General features: G+C 69.7%; 14 protein-coding genes and 2 tRNA genes. 6 read left to right on the plus strand and 10 right to left on the minus strand.

Annotated elements, in window-relative coordinates:
• Window positions 1–32: 32 nt before the first annotated feature.
• The 5 genes from JFC09_RS09135 to leuC form a co-directional block, all read right to left on the minus strand.
• Window positions 33–1,037 (minus strand): NAD(P)H-dependent glycerol-3-phosphate dehydrogenase, encoded by a 1,005-nt coding sequence (locus JFC09_RS09135; RefSeq protein ID WP_198393713.1) that lies wholly within the window; start codon window positions 1,035–1,037, stop codon window positions 33–35.
• Window positions 1,034–1,972, minus strand: coding sequence for a lysophospholipid acyltransferase family protein (locus tag JFC09_RS09140; protein WP_198393714.1), 939 nt, complete (start codon window positions 1,970–1,972; stop codon window positions 1,034–1,036). The genes JFC09_RS09135 and JFC09_RS09140 overlap by 4 nt, the downstream gene beginning before the upstream one ends.
• Window positions 1,969–3,297 carry a UDP-N-acetylglucosamine 1-carboxyvinyltransferase gene (murA, locus tag JFC09_RS09145; protein WP_198393715.1) on the minus strand — a complete coding sequence of 443 codons (1,329 nt, stop codon included), beginning with the start codon at window positions 3,295–3,297 and terminating at the stop codon, window positions 1,969–1,971. The genes JFC09_RS09140 and murA overlap by 4 nt, the downstream gene beginning before the upstream one ends.
• Before the next feature lie 113 nt (window positions 3,298–3,410).
• A complete protein-coding gene (gene leuD, locus JFC09_RS09150; RefSeq protein WP_198394042.1) occupies window positions 3,411–4,007 on the minus strand; it encodes a 3-isopropylmalate dehydratase small subunit in 597 nt (198 codons plus the stop codon).
• Between the two features lie 8 nt (window positions 4,008–4,015).
• Window positions 4,016–5,587: a 3-isopropylmalate dehydratase large subunit gene (leuC, locus tag JFC09_RS09155; RefSeq protein WP_332839717.1), complete on the minus strand. Its 1,572-nt coding sequence runs from the start codon at window positions 5,585–5,587 to the stop codon at window positions 4,016–4,018.
• Between the two features lie 203 nt (window positions 5,588–5,790).
• Here leuC and JFC09_RS09160 point away from each other — a divergent pair, with 203 nt between their 5' ends.
• From JFC09_RS09160 to JFC09_RS09170, 3 genes are all read left to right on the plus strand, one after another.
• Window positions 5,791–6,513 (plus strand): IclR family transcriptional regulator, encoded by a 723-nt coding sequence (locus JFC09_RS09160; protein ID WP_198393716.1) that lies wholly within the window; start codon window positions 5,791–5,793, stop codon window positions 6,511–6,513.
• A gap of 148 nt (window positions 6,514–6,661) precedes the next feature.
• On the plus strand, window positions 6,662–7,171 hold the full coding sequence (locus JFC09_RS09165) for a DUF4282 domain-containing protein (protein ID WP_198393717.1): 510 nt from the start codon (window positions 6,662–6,664) through the stop codon (window positions 7,169–7,171).
• The gene (locus tag JFC09_RS09170; RefSeq protein ID WP_198393718.1) at window positions 7,171–7,677 is read left to right on the plus strand and encodes a DUF4282 domain-containing protein; all 507 of its coding nucleotides are present in this window, start codon (window positions 7,171–7,173) and stop codon (window positions 7,675–7,677) included. The genes JFC09_RS09165 and JFC09_RS09170 overlap by 1 nt, the downstream gene beginning before the upstream one ends.
• A gap of 103 nt (window positions 7,678–7,780) precedes the next feature.
• Here JFC09_RS09170 and JFC09_RS09175 read toward each other — a convergent pair.
• The 4 genes from JFC09_RS09175 to JFC09_RS09190 form a co-directional block, all read right to left on the minus strand.
• Window positions 7,781–7,853: transfer RNA gene (locus JFC09_RS09175), tRNA-Glu, on the minus strand.
• A 46-nt stretch (window positions 7,854–7,899) separates the two neighbouring features.
• Window positions 7,900–7,971 (minus strand) — tRNA-Gln (locus JFC09_RS09180).
• Between the two features lie 185 nt (window positions 7,972–8,156).
• The gene (gene gltX, locus JFC09_RS09185; protein WP_198393719.1) at window positions 8,157–9,638 is read right to left on the minus strand and encodes a glutamate--tRNA ligase; all 1,482 of its coding nucleotides are present in this window, start codon (window positions 9,636–9,638) and stop codon (window positions 8,157–8,159) included.
• 84 nt (window positions 9,639–9,722) lie between these two features.
• Window positions 9,723–10,532 carry a fumarylacetoacetate hydrolase family protein gene (locus JFC09_RS09190; RefSeq protein WP_198393720.1) on the minus strand — a complete coding sequence of 270 codons (810 nt, stop codon included), beginning with the start codon at window positions 10,530–10,532 and terminating at the stop codon, window positions 9,723–9,725.
• Between the two features lie 92 nt (window positions 10,533–10,624).
• Here JFC09_RS09190 and hrpB point away from each other — a divergent pair, with 92 nt between their 5' ends.
• Window positions 10,625–13,399: an ATP-dependent helicase HrpB gene (gene hrpB / locus JFC09_RS09195; RefSeq protein ID WP_198393721.1), complete on the plus strand. Its 2,775-nt coding sequence runs from the start codon at window positions 10,625–10,627 to the stop codon at window positions 13,397–13,399.
• Window positions 13,400–13,470: 71 nt separating this feature from the next.
• Here the strand turns inward: hrpB and JFC09_RS09200 are convergent, their stop codons facing one another.
• Window positions 13,471–14,106, minus strand: coding sequence for a TetR/AcrR family transcriptional regulator (locus JFC09_RS09200; RefSeq protein ID WP_198393722.1), 636 nt, complete (start codon window positions 14,104–14,106; stop codon window positions 13,471–13,473).
• A gap of 140 nt (window positions 14,107–14,246) precedes the next feature.
• Between JFC09_RS09200 and JFC09_RS09205 the strand changes: the two genes are divergently transcribed.
• A complete protein-coding gene (locus JFC09_RS09205) occupies window positions 14,247–16,763 on the plus strand; it encodes a YhgE/Pip domain-containing protein (RefSeq protein ID WP_198393723.1) in 2,517 nt (838 codons plus the stop codon).
• Between the two features lie 105 nt (window positions 16,764–16,868).
• Window positions 16,869–17,090 (plus strand): hypothetical protein, encoded by a 222-nt coding sequence (locus JFC09_RS09210; RefSeq protein WP_198393724.1) that lies wholly within the window; start codon window positions 16,869–16,871, stop codon window positions 17,088–17,090.
• The last annotated feature ends 26 nt before the right edge of the window (window positions 17,091–17,116 follow it).

The raw sequence follows: 17,116 nt of genomic DNA on the forward strand, positions 1-17,116 counted from the left end.
ACCCTTTCGTGGAATGCGTCACGCCGGACCGCTCAGCGGACCGGACCTTCGTGCTTGCGCTTTCGAGCCAACAGGAGTGCCCCCAATTCGTCAACCCGGAGGTGGCCAGCGATCACCGCGGTGACCGCCTGGGTGATCGGCAGCTCGACGTCGTAGGACTCCCCGAGCGCCAGCACCGCGCTGGCGGACTTCACACCTTCAGCGACCTGCTTGGTCGTCTCCGCGGCTTCATCGACCGTGAGGCCGGTGCCCAGCAGCCGCCCGAAGCTGCGATTCCTCGACAGCGGCGAGGCGCAGGTCGCGACGAGGTCGCCGAGCCCCGCGAGCCCCGACAGCGTGTGTGCCTCCGCGCCCATCGCGAGCGCGAGCCGCGTGGTCTCCGTGAGGCCGCGCGTGATGATCGACGCCTTCGAGTTGTCCCCGAGCCCCTGCCCGTCGCACATGCCCACGGCCAGCGCGATGACGTTCTTCACGGCACCGCCCAGTTCGACCCCCACGACGTCCGTGTTCGTGTACGGCCGGAAGTACGAGGTGGCGGACAGTTCCGCGACGAACTCCGCCGTCGTGACGTCCGTGGCCGCGACGACGGTGGCCGTCGGCTGCTCCAGTGCGATCTCCTTCGCGAGGTTCGGGCCGGAGACCACCGCGATGCGATCCGGATCGTGGCCCGTCGCCTCCGCGATGACCTCGCTCATGCGCTTCCCCGTGCTCCTCTCGATGCCCTTCATGAGGCTCACGAGGACGGCGTCCGGGGGGAGGAGGTCCTTCACGTCCGCAAGGTTGTCGCGCAGTGTCTGCGCGGGCACGGCGAGGACCACGGCCTCGGCGTCCGTGAGCGCGTCCGCGGCGACCGTCGTCGCCGTCACGTTGTGACCCAGGCGGACGTCTCCCAGGTAGCCGGAGTTCGTCCCCTGCTCCGTGATCTCCCGCGCGACCTCGTCCCGTCGCGCCACGATCGTGACGGGGTGGCCCGCATCGCCGACGACCTTCGCGAACGTCGTCCCCCAGGAGCCGGCGCCCAGCACTGCGGTCTTCATGATGTCTCCTCGTCGTCGGCCCCGCGCGGGTGCTCGGATGTGCGCGTGTCGTCGGTGGGATGCGTCGTCGCATCGGTCCACTCCGCGGATACGGATCCGTGGGTGGCGTCCCAGGCATCGATCGTGTCACGGAATCGCTGCGGCAGCTCGACGCCGCGCAGGTCCGCGACGCCTTCCGCGATGCCGGCGGTCACCCGGTCCGCGAAGCTGCGGGAGAGCGACGACGACGTGGCGTGCCGCGCGTCGCGGGCGGGCGGGTGGAGCGGATCGCCGAACGCGACCCGCACCACGTGACCGGGCCGAGGCCTGATCTTCTTGCTGTGGACGGGCATGATGTGGTCCAGCCCCCAGTGCGCGATCGGGATGACCGGCACGCCGGTCTCGATCGACAGCCTCGACACCCCGGTCTTCGCCTGCTGCGGCCACAGCTCAGGATCCTTCGTGAGAGTGCCCTGGGGGTAGATGACGACCGTCTGGCCCGCTGCCAGGGCACGCTTCGCGTGGATGAGGGAGTCCCCCGCCTTCGTCGAGGCCCGCAGGACCGGGATCTGTCCCATCGTCACGAGCGCACGTCCGACGAACCCGCCGAACAGGCTGGACTTCGCGAGGAAGTGCGGCAGCACCCTCTGGTTCCAGATCGCGACGGCAACGACGAGTGGGTCGATCTTGCTCGCGTGGAAGGGCGCGAGGATGACCGGACCGTGCCCGATCTTGTCACCTCCCGTCACCTTCACCCGAGCGACGAGGCGGATGACGAAGCGGATCGAGTTCGCCGTGGGCGTCGCCCAGAACAGGCTGCGCTTGAGCGCGGCGGGGTGGAACTCCGGGTAGCGGACCTCCGAGGCCTTCGCGGCACCGCGGCTGGGCTCCGCGGGTGCTCGACTCGCGTCCGCCGCCCGCGAGCCTTCGCGCTTGCCGCGGCCCCGGCCGATCACGGCTCCGTCACCACGTCGATGCGGGCTCCGAGACCGTCGAGCTTGTCGAGGAACCGCTCGTACCCGCGGTTGATGACGTCGATGCCGGACACCTGCGAAGTGCCCTCCGCCGCGAGCGCGGCCACGATGTGGGAGAACCCGCCCCGCAGATCCGGCACCGTGAAGTCCGCCGCCGTGAGCGGGGTGGGACCGGAGACGACCGCGGAGTGGAGGAAGTTCCGCCGACCGAACCGGCACGGGGTGCCGCCCAGGCATTCGCGGTACAGCTGGATCGTCGCCCCCATGCGCCGCAGCACATCGGTGAACCCGAACCGGTTCTCATACACCGTCTCGTGGATGATCGAGACGCCCGACGCCCGTGTGAGGGCGACGACGAGGGGCTGCTGCCAGTCGGTCATGAACCCCGGGTGCACATCCGTCTCGAGGACGATCGACTTGAGCTCACCGCCCGGATGGCGGAACCGGATGCCGTTCTCCAGCACGTCGAACCGTCCACCGATCTGCCGGTAGACGTTGAGGAACGTGATCATGTCCTGCTGACGGGCGCCCTCCACCATGATGTCGCCCTCCGTCGCAAGAGCGGCGGACGCCCAGGACGCGGCCTCGTTGCGGTCCGGCAGGCTGCGGTGGAAGTACCCGTCCAGGGCGTCGACGCCCTCGATGCGCAGGACGCGGGCCGGGTCGACCGTGATGGAGGCGCCCATCTTCTGCAGGACCATGACGAGATCCATGATCTCCGGTTCGATCGCCGCATTGCGCAGCTCCGTCACACCCTCCGCGCGGACAGCGGTGAGGAGCACCTGCTCCGTCGCCCCCACGGACGGGTACGGCAGCTTCACCTTCGTCCCGCGCAGCCGCTGCGGGGCGGTCAGGCGGATGCCGCCGTCGGTCTTCTCGACGACTGCACCGAATTTCCGCAGCACGTCGAGGTGGAAGTCGATGGGGCGATCACCGATCCGGCAGCCGCCCAGGTCCGGGATGAACGCCTGACCCAAGCGGTGCAGCAGCGGGCCGCAGAAGAGGATGGGGATGCGCGAGGATCCCGCGTGAGCGTCGATGTCCACGATGGATCCCTGTGCGACGTCCGCGGGGTCGAGCACGAGCTCCCCGTCCTCATCATCGCGGTCGGGCCCCGGTGTCACGCGCACGCCGTGCAGCTCCAGGAGGCCGGTGACGATCTCGACGTCGCGGATCACCGGCACGCCGCGCAGGACGGACGGGGTGTCGCCCAGGAGGGCGGCGACCATAGCCTTCGGGACGAGGTTCTTCGCACCCCTCACCCGCACGGTCCCATTCAGCGGTACACCGCCGTGGACGTCGAGCATTCGGGCTCCTCTGCAGTCGGATGGAACGTGCGCCCGGTCGACGAACGCACACGGCCGCCCGGAAGGCGACCGTGTGCATGGTATCGGATCCTCGTCAGAGAATCGGATTCGCGTCAGAGGACAGGGAGCGTCTTCGGCTTGTGGACCGGCCGTGCCTGCTCGAACGCCTCGATCGCGTCCGCGTGCTGCATCGTCAGCCCGATGTCGTCCAGTCCCTCCAGCAGACGCCACCGCGTGTAGTCGTCGATCTGGAACGGCACCGTGAGGGTGTCCGCGGTGACCGTGCGCTCGATGAGATCGACCGTCACCTCGGTCCCCGGGTGGTTCTCGAGCACCTTCCAGATGAGCTCGATGTCCGGCTGCTCGACCTGGGCGGCGAGCAGACCGCCCTTGCCCGCATTGCCGCGGAAGATGTCGCCGAAACGACTCGACAGGACAGCGCGGAAGCCGTAGTCGTGGAGCGCCCAGACGGCGTGCTCCCGCGATGAGCCGGTGCCGAAGTCAGGTCCTGCCACCAGGACGCTGCCCTTGCTGTACACGTCGTGGTTGAGGACGAAGTCCGGCTCGTTCCGCCAGCGCGCGAAGAGCGCGTCCTCGAACCCCGTCCGCGTGACCCTCTTGAGGTAGACGGCGGGGATGATCTGGTCGGTGTCGATGTTCGACCGACGCAGCGGCACGCCGATCCCGGTGTGAACAGACAGCTTCTCCATGGTCACGGTCATGCCTCCTTGCCGGCGGTCACAGTGGTTGCCGAGGTGCTCGACCCACCGGTCGGGCGGACGGGACCCGGGGTGACGGTGAGCGGGATCGGGGTGGGGCGTGCGCGGGCCTCCGCAGCGGCCGCGGCCTCCGCCTCACGGGAGTCGGCCACGGCCTGGGGATCGGCCGGCGGCAGGTCCACGGGTGCGGACAGGGTCCCGCGGATCGCGGTCGCAGCCGCGACGAGCGGGCTCACGAGGTGCGTGCGACCGCCCTTCCCCTGCCGTCCCTCGAAGTTCCGGTTGGAGGTCGATGCGCACCGCTCTCCCTCCGCCAGCTGGTCCGGGTTCATCCCCAGACACATCGAGCAGCCGGCGAACCGCCAATCGCCGCCGGCAGCCTTGAAGACCTGGTCGAGGCCCTCCTCCTCCGCCTGCAGGCGGACACGAGCGGAACCCGGCACCACCATGAAGCGGATGTCCTCCGCCTTGCGGCGTCCGCGCAGGACGTCCGCCGCCGCGCGCAGGTCCTCGATGCGGGAGTTCGTGCACGAACCCAGGAAGACGGTGTCCACCGGGATGTCGCGCAGCGGCGTGCCCGGGGTCAGCCCCATGTATGCCAGGGCGTTCTCCGCCGCCTCACGGTCGGTCTCGTCGTGGAAGTCCGCGGGGTCCGGTACGGATGCCGACAGGGGCAGACCCTGGCCGGGGTTGGTGCCCCAGGTGACGAAGGGCTCCAGGTCGGAGGCCTCGAGCACGACCTCGGCGTCGAACTCCGCGTCGTCGTCGGTGCGCAGCGACTTCCAGTACTCGACCGCAGCATCCCAGTCCTCGCCCGTCGGCGCGTGGTTGCGGCCCTCGAGGTAGTCGAACGTCGTCTGGTCAGGCGCGATCATGCCGGCACGGGCGCCCGCTTCGATCGACATGTTGCAGATCGTCATCCGGGCCTCCATCGAGAGCTTCCGGATCGCCTCCCCGCGGTATTCGAGGACGTAGCCCTGTCCGCCACCGGTGCCGATCTTCGCGATGACGGCGAGGATGATGTCCTTCGCGGTCGACCCTTCCGGCAGTGCGCCGTCCACCGTGATCGCCATCGTCTTGAACGGCTTGAGGCTGAGCGTCTGGGTGGCGAGGACGTGCTCCACCTCGCTCGTGCCGATGCCGAGCGCCAGCGCGCCGAACGCACCGTGGGTGGAGGTGTGCGAATCACCGCAGACCACGGTGGTGCCCGGCTGCGTGAGGCCCAACTGGGGCCCGACGACGTGGACGATGCCCTGCTCCGCGTCGCCCAGGGAGTGCAGTCGAATGCCGAATTCCGACGCGTTGGAACGCAGCGTCTCGATCTGGGTCCGCGAGGTGGGATCCGCGATCGGCTTGTCGATGTCCTGGGTCGGGGTGTTGTGGTCCTCCGTCGCGACCGTGAGGTCCGGCCTGCGGACGGGTCGGCCCGCCAGGCGGAGCCCCTCGAAGGCCTGGGGGCTCGTCACCTCGTGCACGAGGTGGAGGTCGATGTAGATCAGATCCGGCGCGCCGCCCTCGCCCTTGCGGACGACGTGGTCGGCCCACACCTTCTCCGCGAGTGTTCTGCCCACTGTCAGGTCTCCTCCGTTTGGTTCCCGATCCCTTCGGCACGCGCGCCGACGGTGGTCCGCTGCGCGTGTCCTGAGAAGGATCAGCGCCCCGGCGTCTCAGACTGCGAAACTCACGGGGCGCGCTGTTCGTGAGTCCAGGATACTCCGCAGATTCTGAATGGTGGACTTGCATCTCGAATGGCAAGACGTCTAGATTGTGAGACATGACATCCACGAACAGCAGCAGCGGAGTCGGCGTCATCGACAAGGCCGCACTCGTCCTGTCCGCCCTCGAAGCCGGCCCCGCGTCCCTCGCGGAGCTCGTCTCGCTCACCGGACTCGCGCGGCCCACCGCGCACCGACTGGCCGTCGCGCTCGAGTACCACCGGTTCGTCAACCGCGACCTGCAGGGCCGCTTCGTCCTGGGCCCGCGGCTCGCCGAGCTGTCGTCAGCCGCCGGTGAGGACCGCCTCCTGGCCGCCGCAGGTCCCGTGCTCGCACACCTGCGTGACCGCACCGGGGAATCCGCGCAGCTGTTCCGCCGGCAGGGCGACCTGCGCCTGTGCGTCGCCGCTGCGGAACGTCCCGTGGGTCTGCGCGACTCCGTCCCGGTAGGAGCCACCCTCAGCATGCGCGCCGGATCAGCGGCACAGGTGCTTCTGGCCTGGGAGGAGCCGGACCGGCTTCACACAGGGCTGCGAGGCGCACGGTTCTCCGCGACCATGCTGTCCGGCGTCCGACGCCGCGGGTGGGCGCAGTCGATCGCAGAGCGGGAGCGCGGTGTCGCCTCCGTCTCCGCGCCCGTCCGCGGGCCCAGCAACCGGGTCGTCGCCTCCGTGTCCATCAGCGGACCCGTCGAGCGCCTCACCCGCCAGCCGGGCCGCCTCCACGCGGAATCGGTCATCGAGGCAGCGCGCGTGCTGACGGACGCCCTCACCCGCGGCTGACCCTCCGACGCCCGGCGGCTCGGACGATCACGCGGCAGGAGCAGCCGGAGGCCGCTGTGCAACCTGTGGGCTCTGTGTCCTGTGGATACGATGCGAACGACAACACCATCCCGGCGCGTCTTCGCCGCCACAGAAGGGACCCAGCCGCATGAGCGCAGCACCACCTCCACCACCACCGCCCGTTCCGGGACCGTACGGACCCTCCGGAGCAGGACAGCACGGCTCCCCCGGGGCAGGCGCGCACAGCGCGGCCGGACCCGCCCCGTACGGATCCCCGGGCAGCGGCCCTCACACCGCCGACCAGCACACGGGTCCGAATCCGAACAGCGGCAGTCGCACCGGCACCTCGGGCGGAGGGATAGGGAGCTTCTTCCGCGCACTCCTCGACCTGAAGTTCGAGCAGTTCGTCGCCCTGAAGTTCTCCGCGATCATCTACGTCATCCTCATCGCCTACTTCACGCTCATCTGGCTGGCCGCCATCGTCATCGGGATCATCGCGGCCTCGCAGGGCTCGGGCGGCCTCCTGATCCTCCTGCCCGCCCTCTTCCTGGGCTGGATCCCCGCCCTGATCTGCATCCTCCTGTCGCGGATCGGACTGGAATTCCTCACAGCAGGGATCCGCACCGCGATCAACACGGGGAAGCTGGTGGGACGCTGATGTCGACACCGCCACCTCCCCACGACCCCCACAACCCACCGCATACGGGCCCGCTCCCCGCAGGAACGGTCCCTGCCGGCCAGTCGCCCTACCACGCGCCCGCCTACCAGCAGCCCACGTCGTCGCGCCCGCCTCAGGATCCGCGCGACGGGTTCTTCCGTGCTCTCTTCGATCTGAAGTTCGAGCGGTTCATCACGCTGAAGTTCGCAAGCGTCCTGTACGTCATCTGCATCGTCATCGCGATCCTGAACTGGCTTGGGACGATCCTGAGCGCATTCCTCGCGGCCAGCGCGCAGTCGGCATTCGTCTCGTACGCCTCCTACTACGGCGGCTACGACTCCGGCATGGGCGCGGGCGGTGTCTTCATGATCATCGCAGCGATCCTGCTCGGCTGGATCCCGTCGCTCCTCATGGTCGTGTGCGCGCGGATCGGACTCGAATTCATCATCGCCAGCATCCGCACAGCGAAGAACACCCAGGAGCTGGTGGACAGCAGGGGCCTCTGACGTGAAGCCGCCGCACTGGGCACCCGCATGGTGCTCAGCGCGGCGGAGCGGCATGAATGCGAGAAGTCCGGTTCTTCGTGATGAAGAACCGGACTTCTGTCTGTACCCCCGAGCAGGTTCGAACTGCCGTTTCCGCCTTGAGAGGGCGGCGTCCTAGGCCACTAGACGACGGGGGCGTATGAGTGATCAGATCACTTGTGTGAATGGCTTGAGAGCCACTCGCTGGGGTACCAGGACTCGAACCTAGACTAAATGAACCAGAATCACTCGTGCTGCCAATTACACCATACCCCAATGCTGAGGAGCTCCTGGGAACTCCCGGCAACGAGAGACAACACTACACTGGCCCCCGGGTTCTCGCAAAGCCAGAAGGCGTCAGGGGGCGTGACGCTCCTCACGCCCCCTGACGCCTTCCGCCACAGGCACGACCTGCACGCACGACCTCAGTCCGTCACCGGCTCACCAGCACGGCGTTCCGCTCACTGCGCGGCGAGATGCGTCTGCAGCGCACGCAGCCGTGTCAGGGTCGAGTCCTTCCCGAGGATCTCCATCGACTCGAACAGCGGAGGCGACACGCGACGGCCGGAGACAGCCACGCGCAGCGGTCCGTAGGCGAAACGCGGTTTGATCTCCATGCGCTCGACGAGTTCCGCCTTGAGCACCTCCTCCAGCTTGTCCGTCGCCCAGTCCTGGCCGTCGAGGGACTCGAGCTGGGAGATCGAGGCGGTCAGCACCTCGGGAGCGGTGTCCTTGAGGGTCTTGAGGCCGTCGGCGGTGAGCTCGAGATCGCCATCCGCGGTGAAGAGGAACGACACCAGGTCCGGCGCCTCGCCCAGCAGATTCATGCGCGTCTGGATGAGAGGGGCGGCGGCCGTGAGGATGCGCTCTTCATCACCGGTGATCGGGTCCGACACGACCCCGGCGCTCTGGAGGTACGGAAGCAGACGCGCCCTGAACTCCGCTTCGTCGAGCAGGCGGATGTGGTCCGCGTTGATCGCCGTCGCCTTCTTCACGTCGAAGCGGGCCGGGTTGGGGTTCACGTCCGCGACGTCGAACGCCTGCGTGAATTCTTCGACGGAGAACACGTCGCGGTCCGGTCCGATCGCCCAGCCCAGCAGTGCGAGGTAGTTGATGAGCCCTTCCCGGATGAAACCGCGGTCCCGGTGGTGGAACAGGTTCGATTCCGGGTCGCGCTTCGACAGCTTCTTGTTGCCCTCGCCCATGACGTAGGGGAGGTGGCCGAACTGCGGGGTGTGGGCGGCGACGCCCACCGCCTTGAGCGCCTCGTAGAGCACGATCTGGCGGGGTGTCGACGACAGGATGTCTTCGCCGCGCAGCACGTGGGTGATGCCCATGAGCGCGTCGTCGACCGGGTTGACCAGGGTGTAGAGCGGCTGGCCGTTGGCACGGACGACGACGAAGTCCGGGACGGAGCCGGCGCGGAAGGTGATCTCACCGCGGACCAGGTCCGTGAACGTGATGTCCTCGTCCGGCATGCGCACGCGCAGCACCGGCTCGCGGCCCTCCGCACGGAACGCCGCCCTCTGCTCCTCCGTGAGGGTGCGGTCATAGCCGTCGTAGCCGAGCTTCGGATCGCGTCCGGCCGCGCGGTGGCGCTCCTCCACCTCTTCGTTCGTGGAGAACGATTCGTAGACGTGGCCGCCGTCGACCAGCTTCCGGATGACGTCCTGGTAGATGTCACCGCGCTCCGACTGGCGGTACGGTCCGTCCGGGCCGCCCACCTCGATGCCCTCGTCCCAGTCGAGGCCCAGCCACTGCATCGCGTCGAGGAGCTGCTGGAAGCTCTCCTCCGAATCGCGCTGCGCGTCCGTGTCCTCGATGCGGAAGACGAACGTGCCCCCGGTGTGGCGGGCGTAGGCCCAGTTGAAGAGCGCGGTGCGGATCATGCCGACGTGGGGTGTGCCGGTGGGTGAGGGGCAGAAGCGAACCTTGGTGGTCACGGAGGGGTGGTTCCTTTCGAACGGAGGGGTGCGGGATGCGGAGGCGCCGGCGAACGTTTCAGAGGCGCCGGCCGCAAAGGTGGGTCAGGCGTCCATGACTGGATTCTCGAGGACTCCCAGCCCGTCGATGGCGACGGTCATGCGGTCACCGGATTCGACCTTGCCGACGCCGGCGGGTGTGCCGGTGATGACGACGTCGCCGGGCAGCAGCGTGATCGTTTCGGAGATGTGCTCGATGAGTGTGGGGATGTCGAAGACGAAGTCCTCCGTCGTCCCGTCCTGGCGCAGCTCGCCGTTGACCCAGCTGCGCAGGCGGACCGCTTCCGGGTCGTAGTCCGTCTCGATCCACGGGCCCAGGGGGCATGAGGTGTCGAAGCCCTTCGCCCGCGACCACTGTCCGTCGGACCGCTGCAGGTCGCGCAGCGTGACGTCGTTCGCAGCCACGTAGCCCAGCACGTGGTCGTACGCGTTCTCTGCACGAACCCCCTTCGCGACCCGGCCGATGACGACCCCCAGCTCCACTTCGTACGACACGTGCTCGCTCACGGCGGGCAGGCGGACGGGGTCGCCGGGGCCCACGACCGCGGTGTTGGGCTTGAAGAAGGTGAGCGGTGAGACGGGCACGTCGTTGCCCAGTTCCGCTGCGTGGTCGGCGAAGTTGCGGCCCACCCCCACGATCTTCGACCGGGGGATGATGGGGGCGAGCAGCCGCACCTCGTCGTACGTGAGCCTCTCCCCCGTCGACTGGGCGGGAGTGAAGAACGGGTCGGAGTCGAGGACCGCGATCTCGAGGCCGGAGGTGTCGACGCGGCCGTCGTCGCCGATCTCCGGCAGCTCCCCTTCGACGACTCCGTACGTGGGCGTGTCCTTGTGGACGAATCGAACGATGCGCATGGGGACAGTCTAGGACCGGGCACGGACGCACGCGCGCCGTCGCCGGGCGCAGCGGACCCCGTCGTGTCCGCGCCGGGTGTCAGACTGGCGGGGTGAGCACGGAACCCGCCTTCGACCTCGGCCGCATCTCCGCCGGTCTGCCCGCCCGCGTGCTCGTGGGCCGCATCGCAGAGCTCGCGTCCGCGGGGCCCGGGTTCCGGGCGGTGGTCGAGGCCCCGCCGGGAACGGGCAAGACGACGGTGATCCCGCCCGCGGTCACACGCTCCGTCGCCGAGGCCGCAGCCGCCCCCGCGCGCACCCTCGTCTCCCAGCCGCGCCGGGTCGCGGCACGGGCGGCAGCTCAGCGACTCGCGTCGCTGTCCGGACAGGAGGTGGGCGGTGCGGTGGGCTACACGGTGCGCGGCGACCGGAAGGTGGGCCGTCACACGCAGGTGGAGTTCGCGACGACGGGTGTCGTGCTGCGCAGGATGCTGAACGATCCGGAGCTCACGGGAATCGACGCGGTGATCCTCGACGAGGTCCACGAGCGCAGCCTCGAATCGGACCTCGCGTTCGCGATGCTGCGCGAGCTCGTAGACCTCCGTGACGACCTGTCGCTCCTCGTCATGTCCGCGACACTCGATGCGGGCGACTGGGCCGCGCGACTGGGCGGTGAGGTCGAGGCGCCCGTCCTGCGCGTGGAGGCGTCGTCTCACCCACTCACCGTCCATTGGTCCCCGCCGCCCCGTCGCGCCGTGGACGACCGCGGGGTGCGGCCCGACTTCCTCACGCACGTCGCCGCCACAGTGCGCCGCGCGCTCGGCGAGGACGACGGCGACGTGCTCGTGTTCGCGCCCGGGCACCGGGAGGTCGACCGGATCGCCTCGCTCGTGGCCGACCAGCACGGCGACGTCGACGTGCTCACCCTCACCGGATCCACGCCGCGCAAGGAGCAGGACCGGGTCCTCAGCGGAGGGCACCGCCAGGGTGGCGGCCACCGTCAGGGCCACGGGCGAGCGCATCGCCGCGTCGTCGTCGCCACGTCCGTCGCGGAGTCCGCGCTCACCGTCCCGGGTGTGCGGATCGTCGTCGATTCGTGCCTGGCGCGGGTCCCCTACTTCGACACGGGACGCGGCGTGGGCGGACTCACAACGGTGCGGGAGTCGAAGGCCGCCGGCGACCAGCGTGCGGGTCGTGCGGCGCGCGAAGCCGCAGGATCCGTGTGGCGCTGCTGCGGGGAGGCCGACTGGGCGGCGTTCCCCGCGCACACCTCTCCGGAGGTCCTCACCGCTGATCTCACGGGCGCGGCCCTCGACTTGGCGGTGTGGGGGTCGCCCGGTGGAGTCGGACTGCCCCTGCCCACTCCGCTGCCCGCACTGCCGCTGGCAGCAGCGACCCGGACGCTCCACGGGCTGGGGGCTTTGGAATCCGCGGATCCCACGGCGCGGGCAACAGACTTCGGCCGAGCACTGGCGCGCGTGCCCGCCGACCCCCGGACAGCTCGCGGTCTCCTGCTCGCAGCCCCCGTCCTCGGCGCGCGAGCCGCGGCGGAATGTGCCGCGCTCCTCTCCCTCGACGTGCGCGGAGCGGACGGCGATCTGGCAGAGGCACTGCGCCACGCCCGCACCGGTCGCGACCGGGCACCGAGTGGATGGAAGCGGGAAGCCAGGAGGCTGGAGCGCCTCGCAGCCGAGCACGCACAGGGCGGGCTCTCCCGCAACACACCCGGCCGGACGGGCTCTGCGCCCTCCTCACTTCCCGGCTCGGCGTCGAGCGACCTCGGCATCGTGCTGGCACTGTCCAGACCGGACATGATCGCGCGCCTGCGGGACGGAACGGACGACGACTACCTGCTGGCCTCCGGGACCGGCGGTCAGCTGCAGCGCGGTTCCTCCCTGAGGGGCTCCGAGTGGATCGCCGTCGCGGACGTGGGCATCGTGGGCGGAAGGGCCCTCATCCGCGCGGGGGTGGGGGTCGACGAGGAGACCGCACTGTGGGCGGGCGGGTCGCTGCGCACCTCACGGGAGTCCGCCCAGTGGGCCGATGGCAGGATCCGCGCGCGCAGGACCGAAGCGCTGGGCGCCATCACCCTGTCGTCCACTCCGGTCGCAGTGACGCAGGACAGTGCACACGCGGGGATCGTCGACGCCGTCCGCGCGGCCCTCACCCGGGTGGCGGTGGGCGACCCTCCCGCCGCGGCGTTCGAGGGCATCGCAACGGCGGAAGAAGCGGAGTCGTTCGCCGCGCTCAGGGGACGCCTGGGGCTGCTCCACGCGGTGGTGGGCGAGCCGTGGCCGGATGTGGGATCGACCGGACTCGCCGGCTCGTGTGAGGACTGGTTGGGCATCGAGATCCACCGTGCGGCACGTGCGCTGACGGCGCGAGGATCCAGCGGTGCGAAGCGCACCGTCCGGCTGCGGCTCGAGGCGGCGCTCCAGGGTCTCCTCCCCTGGCCGGACGCCGCGGACCTCGACAGGCTCGTGCCGTTGCGCATCCCCGTGCCGTCCGGGTCGACAGTGAGGCTCCACTACCCGCGACCCGAAGAGCACGTGGGTGCCCTGCCTGCAGACGGCGCACCCACTGACGACAGCAGTGGGATCACCCCGCCGGTGCTGGCGGTCAAGCTGCAGGAGATGTTCGGGGCGGCGGAGAGCCCGGCTGTGGTCGATGGCCAGATTCCGGTCCTCGTCCACCTCCTGTCCCCCGCGCGCAGGCCGCTGGCGGTCACCGCCGACCTCGCGAGCTTCTGGGAGGGGGCCTACGGACATGTCCGGGCGGAGAACCGCGGTCGCTACCCCAAGCACCCGTGGCCGGAGGACCCCACGACGGCGACACCGACGAAGCACACCTCGAAGCGCGCAGCGGGGGCGCGGCGCTCGGGGAAATGACCTCGGGATACGGGGCCGATCCGACCTAGGGCCAGCGGGGACCCGACCTTGAGCCGGTTCTGAGCCGAGGCTCAGTCCCCCGGCATGCCCGCCGTTGCAGCGAGCAGGCGGCTGAGCCTCGTGGCGAACACGGCGGCAGGCTCCGATGCCTCATCGCGCAGCCAGCGCTCCGTGCGCCACAGCGCACCCGCGGACAGGAACATCGCACGCTCCCGCGCGTCCTCGTCCGTCTGCTCCGCATCCCGCATGAGCGGGCCCAGCGCCGTCACCTCGATGATCCGGGCGGCGAGGAACGCGATGATGTCCTCCCGGACATCGCCCCCTGCGCTGGAGTCGAGCACCGCGAGGTAGAAGCCGCGCCGCTCCTCGAGCTCCGTGAGCAGGGCACCCAGCACTACGGCGGACGCCTCCCTCCAGTGGACCCGAGCGTCCACGGACGGCGGGGGCACCGACTCGAAGAGGGCCACGAGCCGCACCATCGCAGAGGACCGGACGAGGGTCTGCAGGTCGCCGAAGTGCTGATACAGCGTCGGCCGGCTCACGCCGGCGGCACGTGCGATCTCTGCCACGCTCAGCACGGATTCACGTTCGTGAGCATCCAGCGTGCGCGTCATCGCGTCGATCAGCGCCGCCCTCGACCGTTCCGCGCGAGGGTTCTCCGCCGAAGGCTCCTCCACGGGCCTGTGCCCCTCCAACACGTCCGTCATGACTCCCCTCGCTACTGTCTTGCCGTTGATCGACACGCCTGTCCTCGATTGACACACCCACTCTACCGCGATACTTTTACACCTGTCAGCTTTACAGCCGTAAAAGTCCACGCCGGGCACTCCGGCCAGGGAGTCTGCACATGTCCCGTCTCAGCCCCGCAGCCCAGCGCATCGTCATCCTCACCGCGCTGGCGCTCATCCCCCTCATCTACGCGAGCCTCCTCGTCTGGTCCGTCAAGGACCCCACCGGCGACCTGGAAACGATCTCCGCTGCGATCGTCGACGAGGACTCCCCCGCGACGACCGAGGACGGGGACACCCTCCGTCTGGGCGAGGACCTCACGGACGAACTGCTCGACTCCGACGAGGGGTTCGACTGGCAGACGATGACGGCGACGGAAGCGAACGAGGCCCTCGCGGACGAGGACATCCGCGCGATCCTCACGATCCCGTCCGACTTCTCCGCCGCCGCAGCGTCGCTGGGCGAAGACGACCCGATGGAGGCGGCGACCTCACGACTCACCATCACGACCGACGACGCCTCGAACGTCATCGTCGGCAACATCGCCTCGAACGTGGGCGAAGCCGTCCGCTCCTCCGTCTCCCAGCAGGTGAGCGAGGAGTTCCTCGCGCAGGTCACCGTCGGCTTCACCGACATCGCGGAATCCCTTGACGAAGCGGCCGACGGCGCCCACGAACTGTCCGACGGCACAGCGACCGCGCACTCCGGTGCGGGCGACCTCGTCGTCGGACTCGACACACTCACCGACGGCGCGCACGACCTCTCCGACGGCGCCTCACGGCTGGCAGCCGGTTCAGCGACCGCGGCAGACGGCGCCGGGCAGCTGGCGGACGGCCTCGGCGAACTCGATGAGAAGACCTCCACACTGCCCGGTTCCGCGCGCACGATCGACGACGGGGCGAACGACCTGGCCGGCGGCATCCGGGACCTCGCCGACGGGGCCGATGACCTCGCGAACGGGATCAGGACCGCCGCCTCGGGCGCGGACGACCTGGCCACCGGGGCGGACGACGCGCTGTCCGGAGCGCAGGACGTGGACAGTGGCGCACAGTCGCTCGCAGGCTCCACGGGCGGCCTGGCCGACGGGGCGGGCGCGGTCGCCGACGGCAGCTCGACACTGCTGGAGAACTGGGACCTCCTCTCCGACGCGCAGCGCAAGGCGGCCCTCGAGGAGGTCGCTCAGGGCGCGGGCGACGTGAGCGACGGGGCGAGCGCCGTCGACGACGGTGCGCAGTCACTGGCCGGGGGCACGTCGTCACTGATCGGCACCGCACCGTCGGAGGGGACACCGACAGGACTCAACGCGCTGGCGGATGGGGTCGGTGGCCTGCGCGACGGGATCGACGACGCACGGGATGGCGCGGACAGGCTGGCGGACGGCGGCGATCTCCTGCGCGACGGCGCGGACCGTCTCACCGACGGCACAGGACAGCTGGTCGACGGCGCGGACCAGCTGGCGGGTGCGACGAGCACGGCCGCCACGGCGTCCGCCGACTTGAGCGACGGCGTCTCCGCACTCGCCGACGGCGCGGCAGAGCTGGACGACGGGACCACCCAGCTGGCCTCCGGCGCGGGCGACGCCCGGACCGGCGCGGGCGACCTGGAGACCGGCCTGGACGACCTCGACGAAGGTGCCGGAGAACTGGCCACCGGCCTGAACGACGGCCGCGACGAAGTCCCCACCTACACGGACGAGGAGGGCGACCACCTGTCCACGACGGCCTCCGACCCCGTCGGTCTCGAGGAGGACCGCGCACACGAAGTCGCAGGCTACGGGTGGGGACTCGCCCCCTACTTCATGAGCCTCGCCCTATGGGTGGGTGCGATGAGCTACTTCATCATGCGACCGGCCCTCAACCCGCGCAGGATCGTCACCTCATCACGCCTGCGCGCAGTGATCGCGACCCTCGCACCCTCCGTTGCGATGAGCGTCGTGCAGAGCACCCTCATGGTGACCCTCGTGCGACTCGGGGTCGGCATCGACATGGCGAGCACGGCAGGCGTCTACGCGCTGAGCTTCTTCGTGAGCCTCTGCTTCTTCCTCATCAACCAGATGCTCATCGCTGCGTTCGGCCCACCCGGACGGTTCCTCGCACTGGTCCTCATCGTGCTCCAGCTGTCCGCCGCGGGCGGCACATACCCGATCGAGACGGCGCCCGCCTTCCTGCAACGCCTGCACGGGTGGCTGCCGCTCACCCACTCGGTCGACGGGATGCGCTCACTCATCGCGGGCGGACCGTTCGACACCGCGGGCGTGCTGGTGCCGCTGGGCGTGTGGACTGCGGTCGCACTCGCAGGGCTATTCGTGACCATCGGAGTCGTCGCACGGAAGGCGCGCCGCACCGTCGGCCACCGACGCGTCGACGGGCCGGAGAGTGTCGATGGCGCGGAGGCGGTCGCGGTGCCTGTCGGTGCCGACAGTGTGGAGACCTCCGAAGCGCCCGAAGGCGAGGACCATGGGGAAGCCCAGGCACACCGGATGAAGCCGGAGCCGGAGCCGGACGCAGACACCGCTGCGGACGAGACTGGTGGCGAGACCGTCCCGGAGGCCACATCTGCGAGTGATGTGCGAGAAACGGGTTCCGATGACGCGGATGACGCGGCCCGTGCTGCGGGACGTGTGTCGCGACACTGACACATGACGCAGGGTGGGTTCGCGCACTCCGTCGCTTATCGTGAGGCATACCTGCCCCGGCTCGGCGTGGACGCACCCGGCCCCCGCTTTGAAAGGCTCCCTCCCGTGAAGTCGTGCCTGTCCCTGGCCATGGCCGTGCTGCTCCTGCTGTCGCACCTCGCCGTCGTGGTCGGGGTGATCTTCGTGGCGACCGACCTCACGAGCGTGGGGCGGTGGGGGATCCTCGCGGGCACCCTCGTCTTCGCGATCGTCGTCACGGTGGTGTTCCGGATGTTGGGGCACCGCGTCTGGGAGGCGTACGACGTGCTGTCCATCTTCTCCTGGTGACAAGAGCATCGTCCCTTCCCGCATGA

Source organism: Brevibacterium yomogidense (assembly GCF_016107685.1).
In the GTDB taxonomy this organism is placed as follows: domain Bacteria; phylum Actinomycetota; class Actinomycetes; order Actinomycetales; family Brevibacteriaceae; genus Brevibacterium; species Brevibacterium yomogidense.